At 49.1% G+C, this 12648-nt stretch carries 6 protein-coding genes; 3 read left to right on the top strand and 3 right to left on the bottom strand.

Annotated features, from left to right (window positions below; genetic code table 11):
- Positions 1–65: 65 nt before the first annotated feature.
- From NOM90_RS11945 to NOM90_RS11935, 3 genes are all read right to left on the bottom strand, one after another.
- Entirely contained in the window at positions 66–215 is a 150-nt protein-coding gene (locus tag NOM90_RS11945) for a hypothetical protein (RefSeq protein WP_255942209.1), read from the bottom strand.
- A 204-nt stretch (positions 216–419) separates the two neighbouring features.
- Positions 420–3170, bottom strand: a complete 2751-nt coding sequence (locus tag NOM90_RS11940) for an ATP-binding protein (protein WP_255942208.1) — start codon at positions 3168–3170, stop codon at positions 420–422.
- Positions 3171–3333: 163 nt separating this feature from the next.
- Positions 3334–4275: a hypothetical protein gene (locus NOM90_RS11935; protein ID WP_255942207.1), complete on the bottom strand. Its 942-nt coding sequence runs from the start codon at positions 4273–4275 to the stop codon at positions 3334–3336.
- Between the two features lie 464 nt (positions 4276–4739).
- Between NOM90_RS11935 and NOM90_RS11930 the strand changes: the two genes are divergently transcribed.
- The 3 genes from NOM90_RS11930 to NOM90_RS11920 all read left to right on the top strand — a co-directional run bounded on the left by NOM90_RS11930 (position 4740) and on the right by NOM90_RS11920 (position 12618).
- Positions 4740–6539 carry a vWA domain-containing protein gene (locus NOM90_RS11930; protein WP_255942206.1) on the top strand — a complete coding sequence of 600 codons (1800 nt, stop codon included), beginning with the start codon at positions 4740–4742 and terminating at the stop codon, positions 6537–6539.
- A 177-nt stretch (positions 6540–6716) separates the two neighbouring features.
- Positions 6717–10106, top strand: coding sequence for a tubulin-like doman-containing protein (locus NOM90_RS11925; protein ID WP_255942205.1), 3390 nt, complete (start codon positions 6717–6719; stop codon positions 10104–10106).
- 1 nt (position 10107) lies between these two features.
- Positions 10108–12618: a transcription initiation factor TFIID gene (locus tag NOM90_RS11920; protein WP_255942204.1), complete on the top strand. Its 2511-nt coding sequence runs from the start codon at positions 10108–10110 to the stop codon at positions 12616–12618.
- Positions 12619–12648 lie beyond the last annotated feature (30 nt).

Raw genomic sequence — 12648 nt, 5'->3', positions numbered from 1 at the left:
AGCACATCAAAAAACCGGAAGCTCTTATCGGAGCTTCCGGTTTTTTCTATGCCATTTGACTTTTATCAGGCTTTCGCCGCTTCAAAACGCGCGATTCTTTCGAGCTTGCGCGTGATTTCTTTTTGCCATTTTTTGTCGCCGACTTGAACGGCTATATTCAATAAAACCAAGTAATCATCAAAGGTAAGGCTTACTCTGGAAGTCGATAATTTCATGCGGTTATGCTCCTTTGGTATGAAGTCGCCTTGCAGGAATGATAATCATTATCACGTCTTATACTCCTTATTATCCATACTTTGATCAAAAAAGCAACGAGACAGCAATCAAAAAAATCGAATTTATCCCAGTCTGTTTTTAAAATATGTCGAAATATTGAAGAAACCCCGACCTTTAGAGGTCAGGGCTTCTTCAATATTAATTCATGATCTCGACAACCATACACGTAGAAGCGAGAACAATTTGTCGATGTCTAGCGGTTTGCTGATGTAATCGGAAGCACCGGCTTGCAGGCATAGTTCGCGTTCGTTTTTCATCGCTTTCGCGGTCAAGACGATGATCGGCAATTCATCAAAGATCGGTTGTGAACGAATTGAGCGCATCGCTTCGTAACCGTCCATGACGGGCATCATAATGTCCATAAGAACGAGATCATAATCAGGTTCCTTTTCCAATACTTTGAGTGCTTCATAACCGTTCTCCGCTACACCGACTTGAGCGCCTCGGCTTTCTAATGCGACAGAGATGGCATACACATTGCGAACATCGTCGTCGACAATCAGCAATTTTCGCCCTTCGAAAATGCTGCGATCGCCTTCTTGGTCTTGCGTAAGCGAGGACCAATCGGCAGATTCGATCGTATTCGCAGATTCTTGTGGGTCTTGTTCTGGCGCGGGCGAAGGTTCTAAATCACTACGTCCACTGGACGCAGATCTGCTTTCCGAAGAAGAAGCAACTTCTCTAAGATCCGCTGGCAGATAGATCGTAAACGTACTTCCTTGTCCAAGTGTACTTTTTAACTGGATCGTTCCACCCAACAGACGAGAAAATTCTCGGCAGATCGATAGTCCCAGCCCTGTGCCGCCGAAATGCCGTTGCGTCGAACCGTCGGCTTGCCGGAACGCTTCGAAGATCAATTCTTGCTTCTCTGGCGCTATTCCGATGCCGGTATCGGTCACTTCAATCTTAAGACCGGATATTTCTTGATCCGCATGTGGCAGTTCTGCTGTAGATATATGGAGCAATACATGACCTTCGGCAGTAAATTTGATCGCGTTCGCGAGCAAGTTTTGTACGATTTGTTGAAGTCTTTTGCCATCTGTCCAGATCAGTTCCGGCAAATCGGAATCGGTTACGATATCGAAGCTCAAGTCTTTTTTCTTCGCGACTTCTTCGAAAAGACCTTGCATCGTTTGCGGCAATTCCGTCAAATTGTAAGCTTCGATCGAGACTTCCATTTTGCCGGATTCGGCTTTGGCAAGATCCAAAATATCATCGATCATCCCGAGCAGATCATGACCGGAGTTATGAATCGTCGAAGCATATTTCCGTTCTTGTTCGGTCATCTCGCCTTGTTCTTTCTCGGCGAGCAATTGCGACAAAATCAAAATGCTATTGAGAGGAGTCCGCAGTTCATGCGACATATTCGCCATGAATTCGGATTGGAATTGCGCACTGAGTAGTAGCTCACGCTGTGCCGTCTCAAGCAGCTGATTTTTTTCTTCGATCTGAATATTGTTGCGTTCCAGCCCTTCATTCACAGCGCGAAGGGATTCTTGTTGTGTTCGAAGTTCTTCGGATTGCGCTTGCAATTCTTCGGTCTGGCTTTGAAGTTCTTCTTCCGATTGTTGTGAGGTACGCAGCAACCGATCGACTTCCATACGCCCGGCTACGCCGCTGATCGCGATTCCGAGTGTTCCGACCAACTGCTCAACAAGTCTGCGCTGCGTCGAAGTGAAGGAGGACAGCGAAGCTAATTCGACGACGGCTTCGACGCGGCGTTCAAAAAGAACAGGCGCGATCATCAGACTGCGAGGTAACGTCTCGCCAAGCCCGGAAGCAATTCGCAAATAATGTTCGGGCAATTCGTCGATGACAATGAGTTCGCCTTGAAGTGCAGCGCGTCCAACTAACCCCTCGCCGATTTTAAAAGCAGTAATCGAAGATTCTTTCGCATAGTCGGAATACGAAGCGATACGAACCAAGTCTTCTTCGCCGACACGTAAATAAAACACACCGTAATCCGCTCCGCTAAGCGGTACATTTTTTTGAAGGAACGTCATTGCCAGTTGTTCTAACGAATTGATATTTTGATAGAGCACAAAAGATTCGGCAAGCGTCGTTTGAATCCAGTTATGTTCTTGCAGATCTTCTTTCAGTTCTCTAGCTTGTCGGTTGTGTCGTTCCAGCGAATCTGCCATCGCATTAAAGGAACCCGCAATCTGACCGATCTCGTCTTGAATCTGAGCATCGAGCCTAGGGAGTGCTTCACTTTCATTGAAATTAGCATTTTGCATCACGTTGCTCACATTTTGCAGCCTACGAGCCGTGCTGCGAATCGTCCATAGACTCAAAATAACGGCAGCAGCGAGTAGAAGAGGGGCGGAAATTGCAATACTCCATAGCATGGTGCGTGCAGCGGCGCCGCTTTCGTTGCGTGCTTCAGTCAACGCATTTTGCTGGGCATTTTGGAAGGCATCCAAATGTTCAACCAGCTGTGCCCGGAAGACTTCGGTTTGTCGGTTCTGCTCATCGATCGAATTATTGGAAGAGCGATCCAAAATCTCGGCAATCATCCGATCTGCGGCATTGAGATAACCGTCGTAAGCGTCGCGAATTCCCGATAATCGAACAATGCCTTTGTCGCTCACATTAAATCGTTCGACGATCATAATCTTTTGTGAAGTAAGCTGACGATACGTGGAGATTTTAGTTAATCGTTCTTGAATTTCTGCGTCGCTATCTTCGGCATTCAATCTACCGATCTCGCTATCCAATGAATAAAAAGCGCTACGAAGATCGGAGCCGGCTTTAAATTTATCGTAGCGTTCAGCGATTGTAGAATTGACGGAGCGATCAATCGAATACAAAAAAGAAGCCGATACAGCCAAAATTAATAGCATGATCGCAAACAAAGAGCCAAATCCAAGCAGCTGCCTTGTTTTATAGGTCAACTCACTCTCCTCCAGACTGGTTATGAATCATGTAACAAGTACCTTACATCTTATGTAATTCGATAGATTAAAATATTCATTATATGTATGTAGTATAATCGTTTTCGCCTGTTTTGTCGTGTTTTGAAAGCCAAGCATCATATAAAAAAACGACATCTTAACGCTACAGATGTCGTTCTGATCCTTCTTGGGTTGGAACACTGCCTAAACGTCTTCGATACACTTCGTCTGCTTCAAGTTTGAGCGCCGGAAATCTACCCGGATTTTGCGAAATAACGTCACGCAGACGTTCCAAACGATCATTCGGAAATTTATGTGTGTATCTACGAATAAATTCCGGGTACAGTTCGATATATCGCTTCATTCGTACAGATGCTCCCGCGACAGCCGCGAGAATAAATTCGCCATTATACATATTGCGTATTTGAGGTTCGTATTGGATACAATATCGGATCGAACGTTCTTTAATCAATTCAGGATTTAATTTCGCGACTTCACCCAGATATCCTGCCAGATGCGCAGAAAATCCATCCATAATAAGGGAGTCTACAAGCAGATCCATATCGCGGCGCAAAACAAATAACTGTAGCAATTCAGTTTGCAGCCCTTTGATCGGATCGTTACGGAGCAACGTATTGACTTCGCGTAGCATCTCGTAAGCTTGTACAGGATGGGCTTGTAGCAATCCTTCAGCAGCTTTGATGTCTTGAATCAGACCGTGCCGAATCCGGTTCTGGTCGCGTGCAAAAAGTTGATCGGTCGCAATCCGAAGCTGTGGTTCGAACACGTGGCTTTGTACCCAGATCAGCGCCGCGATCGATACGATGCCGGTTGCCGCCGAAATACCTAGCCACAGTGCCGAATCGGCAAAAAACATCGCCAGCAGCATCAGCAGCGCAGCGAATAGCAGTTCCGACCGCATCTTGCGTTTGACATGACGGGTAGCAAGGGTCGGTACACTCGCTAACTTCCGTTTACCGCAGACCGGGCAAAGTTTTTGCGAAAGTACGGTATAACTGCCACATTTTCCGCAGACACGAAGTTTATCGTATGCGTATTCGGTGCGTAGATAAGGCTTGAGAAGCACCGGGATTTTTTTGCTCATGAAGGATCACGCCGTTCATTTAATGTATTTAACAATCGTTGATCGATCTCTTGGCGAGACGAGGCTTTTTTGGATCTGCGGATATACAAGATCAATTTGATTCCGGTAAAAAGAAACAAAATCCCCAGTAAGCCGTATGTGAGGTAAATCAGATAAGCGGACAATCGCGACACGTCCTTTTCTTAACCCGGTCTCGGGCGAATTTCCGGAGTTGCTGTCTTGCGTCTTAAGGAGGAAGAATCCAAAATTTATACATTCGTGAACCGATGCACATTTTAAGCTATAATTTGGGTAACGCCTCCTTGCTTAACGATAGCTGGAAAATCAACCTTGTGCAACAAGATCGGGAAAGCAACAACGAAAGGTTACAGTGTTTTCAGAAGTTGTTAACCGGATATTAAGGATTTTCACAGAAAACAAGCCTATGATAGTTTTTAAAGATTAATTAAAGGGGTTTTGTACACATGGTTCCTCAGATCAAAAAAGTATTTTATCCGCTTTTTGCAGCCTTGTTATTGATCGGGGGATTGCTTCCTGCAAGCGGGCAATCGGCTTTTGCCAGCAGCAGCGCATCTACGACATCTGCAAATTCCGCAGGCTCGGCTCCGATCGACGCGGTACTGGTGCTGGATGCCAGTAACTCGATGGCGAAAAGCGATCCGCAAAAAATCGGCAACGAAGCGATGCGGTTGTTTATCGATATGTTACCGGTTCAAGGCGACCGCGTCGGAATCGTCTCGTATACCGACGTCGTGCAGCGCGAAAAAGCATTGCTCGATATTCAAAGTCAGTCCGACAAAGAAGAACTCAAAACGTTTATCGGACAATTGGGCCGGGGCGCTTATACCGATACCGCGGTGGGTGTGACCGAAGCGGTCAACATGCTGCAACGCAGCACGGAAGCGGGTCGTGAGCCGCTTATCGTCTTGTTGGCCGACGGCAATACCCAGCTGAATACGAAGAAGTCCAAAACATTAGAGCAGTCCCAGCAAGAATTAAGCGATTCCGTACAAAAAGCGAAAGAAGCCGGTATTCCGGTCTATACGATTGGGCTTAATGCCGACGGCAAGCTCAATCAAGCCGAACTTGAAAAAGTCTCGACCGATACAGGCGGCAAATCGTTCGTTACGAATTCAGCCGAAGATTTACCGAGTATTTTGAGCGAAATTTTCGCCAGTCACCAACAGCTGAATGTCGTACCGCTGGACTCGCTAACCGGAAATGGCGATTTTCAAGATGTGAAGATCAGCGTTCCGAACGCGAATGTATTAGAAGCGAACGTATCGATTACATCGAAGCAAAAAGTCGAGTTGAAACTGAAAGATCCGAGCGGAGCCGAAGTGGCGATTCCTTCCGATTCCGTGACACGTTCGAGTTCCAAAACGTATTCGTTGCTCAAAATGATCAAGCCGCAAGAAGGCGATTGGACACTCAGCGTCAAAGGTGCGACTCAAGATCAGATCGATATCAACTTGGTCTTCAACTACGATCTGGAACTCGCTACCGATCCACTGAGCAAAAGCTCGTATGGCAAAGGCGATAAAGTCGATGTGTCCGCGTATCTGACAAGCGGTGGAGACAAGCTGGATTCCCCGGAATTATACGCGACGATGAAAGCGACATTGGTTGTGCAAGATACCGAAACAAAAACAGAAAGCGCATTGCCGATGACGTTAAAAGACACACAGTTCAGCGGAAGTTACGAATTGCCGGAAGCCCATAAGTATACGTTGCTGGTTCGCGCGGAAGCCGACAGCTTTTACCGCGAATCTCCTCCGATCCAGATCGATGCGGCGGCGGGGACAGTAGCAGGCGGAGCAGGGACAGAGAAAGCTTTCCCGTGGATGCCCGTCATTTTAAGTGTGTTGGGTCTGATCTTACTCGCCGTGATCGCTTTCTTCGTCATGAAATATCTGAAAAAAGCGAATAAAGGTTTTGTCGGTCAAATGGTGATTGAGATCCGTGACGAGAACACGGGCGAACGTTCGTATCCGCAGTACAAAAAACTCAATACGTACAAAGGTCGCTTTAACATGCACCAACTTCTTCAACTGGCTCCCGAGCTCAAAGATACCGAAAATATCGTGCTGACGCCAGGTTCCGAAGACCGTATCATTTTGCGCAGCAGCGCAGAGGGCGTTCCGATTGAAAAATCCGGGCGTGTCGTCGATACGTCGAAAGGCTTGGAACTGAAAAGCGGCGACCGTATTACGATCCCGATGGCTCAAGCCGGTAAAACGATTATGGTTGAGTATCTGGTGTAAAGCTCGGCATCCGAACAATATTCTCTTTTTTACACATCCCCGTCTCAAGACGGTGTTACTCTTTCCCACGATTGCCTACAATACGATATAGAAGAATCATAGCCGTATCCACATCTCGAACCGGCTTTCTCGCCGCTGAGGCAGCGCATAAAGACCGTATCTCGAAAGGAGCTTTTCATGAAACCGATTGTAAGAGAACATATTCAGCAGCTTGACGTCTCGCTCGGAGGCGGGATTGTCAGCGAGAAAATTCGCGTAGACACCATCGATAACCCGATGTTGATTATCGGTCTGGGCGGTACAGGGATCGATGCGCTACTGCGCCTGAAATATCAGATTAACCGACGCTTCAAACTACCGGAAGATCCAGTCTCCAAAAATAAAATGGAAAAACCTTCGAATGTCGAGTTCCTCGCGTTCGAGACGAACGAGCAAGACCGCGGCAAGCGCTACAAAGGGATCGGGCTTGACCCAATCAACGAATTCGTGCTGCTCGCCAATGCGGAGATCGGCGGATTGCTGCAAAACCGCAGTATTTTGGAGCCTTATATCACCGAATGGTTGTCGCCTGAACTGAGCATCACCGACGGGATGAACGGAGCGGCCGGTGTACGTCAAGCCGGACGTCTGCTTCTGTTCACCAAGATCAACCAAGTCGTGCAAGCGATCGACAAAAAGATCAAAACACTCTCGGTCGGCACGAACAAAAAGCTGACGGTATTCCTGTTGACGGGTCTATCCGGCGGTACAGGCAGCGGTTCGTTCCTCGATATCTCCTATATTATTCGCGGAATTATTGAACGCGACCACGGTTCGGCGGGTATCGACCGTCTGAATATGCTCGGCTATTTGTTCACGCCAGACGTCAACTTGTCGAATAAAAGCTTGAGCGAACATACGCGCGAATACGTTCGCAAAAACGGATTCGCGGCGCTTAAAGAATTGGATTATTGGATGAACGTCGACGCGCGCGGCGAACGCTTCAAGCAGCAGTACGGCAGTATTTTGACCGTTAACTCGCCGCTTCCGCCGTTCAACTTGTGCCATCTGATTTCCGCGACCAATACCGAAGGTAAGCTGCTGGAAAACGCGTACGACTATTGTATGAACGTCACGGCAGAAAATATTACGAACTTTATGGCGAGCGAAGAAAAAGCATCCGGCGAAGAATTTGCGATCCACGACTATATCAGCAATATCCGCACGAATATCGCGCAAATGACCAAAGCTTACCCGGCGAATTACGATTACAATATTATCGGCGCTTCGTCGGCGGTACTTCCGATTGAAGAAATGACGACATACCTCGCGTACCGTCTGTTCCAGAAGATGGAGAAGATGTTCCAACACGCGCCGAACCAAGAAGAAATCGAGCGTTTTGCCCAAAAGCTGATGCTTGACCCCGATTCGATGCTCAAAACGTTCGAATCGCGCGTACCGGAACCGATTCCAGGCTACCAGAACAGCGAACGTCTGAATTACGCCAACGTGATCAAGATGCAAAATGTCAACATGGATGTCGAGCTGGATCAGACTTTCTTGGCGCGGGCGCGCGAAGAATATATCAAAATGAAAAAGCAGCTTCCGGGCGAAATGATGGAGCGTTTCTCCGAACAGATTCGCCGTGCCTTTCTTAGCCCGGAGCAAGGGCCTTTCTACGTATCTCGCTTGATCTATACGGAAAAAGGGTTCTCGTTGCTCAAAATGCTGCAAGCGTATATCGAAAATCTGCGCGAGTCGCTGCTGCGGATTCCTCGCGATATCGAGGCGGCGGAAGAACTAGCGAACGAACGCCTAGGTGATGCCAAAAGTGCTTTAATCGCGCGCGAAAAAAAGAAAAATGCCTATATCGAAGCCAAAACGAACGAGTATTGGTTAAGAGCGGATGTTGAGCGTACCGAGCAAATGATCCAATTTTACGAAGACTTCTACGAATTGCTCAATCGCGAAAACAACCGGATTTACGGCGTGTTCACCGAAATTTTGAACGCGCTCAGCTCGATCTTCGAGCGTAACGGCGAAATTTTGACACGCGGCGACGAGCAAGTCGACCATAAAGGCAACAAAACGTATTACTGGAATGTCGTCAGCGTTCCCGATATTTCGAGCGTGGTCGGTAGTTTGATGGAGAAACGCGACGTAGACGATCTGATTCGCGATTTCTCGCAAGAATTAATCGACCACTCCGATCGCTGGATCAAAGAACAAGAAGTCGATATCGTCGGTTCGATCTCGGACTTCCTAACAAGCAAATTCGGGGATCTGATCACGCAATCGATGGAAGATTTCTTGCGAATGAAATTCGGCGAAGACGAGTCGATCGAGAAATTCGTCGAGCGCAATATCGCGGGAAAGCTGGATGAAGAAGCGATTCCGGTCTTCCATTTGAGCAACAGTTCGGGCAATCTGCATTTCCCTTCTTGGGGCTTTGTGTCCGTGCCGGTTCAAGCGCCGGGGATTCTCAAAGGGATTCGAAATTACCAAGAAAACGCGATCGGCAAATCGAACTTTACGGTCAAAGAAAGTCAGGTCAAAAACCGGATCTTCTGGCTGAATACGCGCAACGGTGTGCCGTTGTTCGTGTACACCCCGCTTAAAGTCTACGAAGAAAGTTACGAGCGGACGATTCTCGGCAAAGAAGGCGTCGGACGCCACCTTGTGCAAGGCGAGCGCGATAACTGGACGTATCTGCCGTCTCCGATTCCGCAACAATCATGGGGCGATATCTACGAAAATGCTCGCGTGAAAGCCTACAATCAAAGGGTGAAAGACGAATTTTCCAAAGCTCGCGGATACGGAATCATTATTGAAAAAGACGCCGATCAGACGACAAGCAGCCGTTATTCGGTCGTGACGACGAAGCCGTTCGATCTGTTCTCCGCGCTCTCTGAATTTGATACGCAATTGCAAAGCGCGAAGCCGAATCTGGGCGAAGTGAAACGTGCCTATGCGGAATTGAAACGTCTGCTGAGCGAAGGGATCGAACGTCAGTCGGTCAAAGATATCTTCGGCAGTATTAACGAAGAACTGGCGAAAGAAAACTTGATTCGTTCGCCGGAGCAAATCCGCCGCGTGCGTGAAGAATTAGCGAAATACGAGCAGATCCAAGCGAAGATTACGGAACTTGAATCGCTGCTTTCGCAGCATGCAGGCGAAGAACAATTGCTCGATCAATATATCGAAGCGCTCTATACGGAGACGATTGTCAAAAAAGGCGCGCTCTATATCTATGACCGAGAAGAAGACGAAGAGAGCTGGGAGCCTTTCGTCAACTTGATGAAAAGCCGGAATTATCCGCACTTCGAGATTTACACGGTGTTCCGCAGCCTAAGCGATCGTCAGCGTCAGGTATTGCTGCGCAAAGCTTCGCGTCGTTCGAATCAATTGACCGCTTCGGAAGACGTATCGCTGCTGCTTGGCAAGCTCGACGAATTGTACAATACGTTTATCGAAGCGCGCCAGCAATTGGAATACGAGCGTATGGAACTTGTGAACGGTGACGAAGCCTACCGTTTCTATCAAGAAACCGCGGCGAAACTTAACGACTTACGCAAAAGGTTGAACTAATATGAATTTGCTGGAGCAATTCACTGCCGCTTATGCGGCGAGAGAACAAGAACTGCCCGGCTTCGCAGAAGGGAAAAGCGGCCTGCATTATCCGGCCGCTTTCTTGTTCATCGGAGACCGCGCAGCGGAAGCCGCTGTCACGTTGACACAGCTCAATGCACATAAATACGATAACGCAGCCGGGATTACTTATTTTCATCTGGCGACAAGCGATCTGCCGCAAGACGAGTTAGATCGTCATCATCAAGCGGTACGTTTTCGCTGGGATGCGTTTGGTTCAAGACAGATTGAAGAAAATACGTATCGGCGCGATCTGCACCGAGCTTTCGTCAGTTCCAAAGCGGATCATTTGTATGAATTGAACCGGGAGCTTCGCAAATCCAGCCGGATGTTGTCGGAAAGCGGACGATTATTCGCTTCGTTCGATCGACTGTATCTATCTATCGTCGTACATGCCGATGATGTGATGAACGTCCTAACGCCTGAGATTTCGCTGCTTGCGGCTTCTGTATTCGGGCAATCGTTCAAATCCGTTCAGACCGATCTCTATGTGCTTGTGCGCGATCAAGAACAATCGGACTCTTTCGGTTACGCAAGTTCGGTCGGCGTCGCTTTTTTGCGCGAGCTGGATCTCATGCAGCGCCCGGAATATACGTTTTCCGCGCCCCTACAAGTGACCGAAAACCGTCTGAACATCGACGTGAACCATGCCGCTTCGCCGCTGTTCGACCTTGTCTATCTTTTGTCCGATAAAAACGAACGGGGCATCGCGGCGCCGGGCGGTCTGCAAGGCGCGTACGACATTATCTGTCACGCTCATTTGCTCAAAAACCGGCGCCGCGACGCCGGCACGGCGGCTTCGCTAAACGGCATGGCGAATGCCGTAGACGAACAGCCGCTGGAAGGGCTGAAAACAGGCGCGGGGCAGTACAACAATGCCGCGTTCAAAAGCGGCTTGTCGAGCGAGTCCGGGCGCCGGGGCTTGGCTTCCGGCGGCTTCGCTCGGGTCGTAAGGCCGGATCGGTCGATCGCTCTTGCCGTACTGTATCAGTTCACGCGCGGACTCAATCGCCGGATGCGCGATATTCCCGAGACGCCAGCCGGCGAGCAATTGACGCGGCTGGAGCTGGATCGGTCCGCGATGCGCGCCCGCGCGGCAAGACTTGCGCCGGACGAAGACAAATTAGCGGATATGAACGGGATTATGAGTTCATCCGTACCTTACTCGTCGCTTCGGCGGATGACACTCGCCGAAGCGGAAGAGAGTTTGTTCGGGAAAGGGGCGGAGAGTTTCTTCCGCGTCAACTTCGAAGAAGAAGCGCAGCGGTATTTAGCCGAAGCCGATATCGGCAGAGGGCTGCGCGAGTATGCTTCGCGCGTCACGGCTGAAGACGCGCAGCATGGTCTGTACGTCATCGCGGCTTGGAGCGATGGCTCGGAGTCCGCGAACGCGGCGCCGAAGGCGCTGCTTGAGCGGATGCGCGAAGCGATGATGGAGCAAGGCAGCCTACGCGCCGAACTGAAGCAAGCCTATAGCGGGATCGTGGAAGAACAACCGTTCAAAAAAGCTTGGCTGCGCGACAGTCAAAATGTCCGCAACTTTTTGCGGTACTTTTTCGAAGAAGTGTACGGTCTAAAGCTGCAACTGCTGCGGCTGGAACTTGAGATTGAGCTATATCGTCGCTACGAAGACGCGCTCAAAGATCTGCATGCGCAGTACAAATCGACAGTGCGCCGCGTCGAACATTTGGAAGAACGGCTGCGCCGCGCCGCCGAGTATAGCGCGCAAAGCGCGGACGATTACATCGGGCAGAATCTGATGCCTTATTACGAACGCGTCGTGGACGTCATCATGCGCGACGCCGAAGACCGCCGCGGCAAACCCTACTACTTTGAAGAACGTAGGCTGAATGATCTTGCAACATTAGTCATGGAGCGTCCGGAAGACGCTTATGCCGCAATTGACGAAGGAGCTTTCGGCGCACCTGCATCCGGGCTTTCGGCTATCCATGCGGGAGAGCGGCGGTTACTTGAGCGGCTGCAAGAACTTTGCGCACGTGAAATGTTTGGCGCACAGCCGCTCATGCAGACGTATGAACAAGAATTGTTGAGCCGCGCCAATGTCGCCGTCGAATACGAAAACCGCGAGACGATGACCAAAGAAGATCTGTTCCGCATTTTGTACCGGAAGATGGAAGAACGCGCGGCAATCAATCTTCGGTTGTTCGATTACACGCAGGAACATCGCCATGAAGAAAAGTATTTCTTCGGCGACGGCAACGGGGAATTTATGCGCTACGCGCTCAACGAAGAAGAAACATCTCGGATTTACCGGATCGGTTACGTGCATGAGCGCCGTAGCGACGGGGTCGAAAAGCTCAATCTAATGGGCGGGTTCCATATCGAGGACTTGATGTATTATCGCAACGGACGCGTCTATTACGATACGTATATCAAAGCCGGATATTTATTCCACGCGATCGATTACTCAACGTTACCGGATATTCGTTAAATCCAGGAATCAGGTTAAACAAGGAGGTGG

The organism is Saccharibacillus sp. JS10 (assembly GCF_024436065.1).
Classification (GTDB): domain Bacteria; phylum Bacillota; class Bacilli; order Paenibacillales; family Paenibacillaceae; genus Saccharibacillus.
Note: the sequence above shows the minus strand (reverse complement) of the source record. Positions and strands in the feature narration are given on the sequence as shown.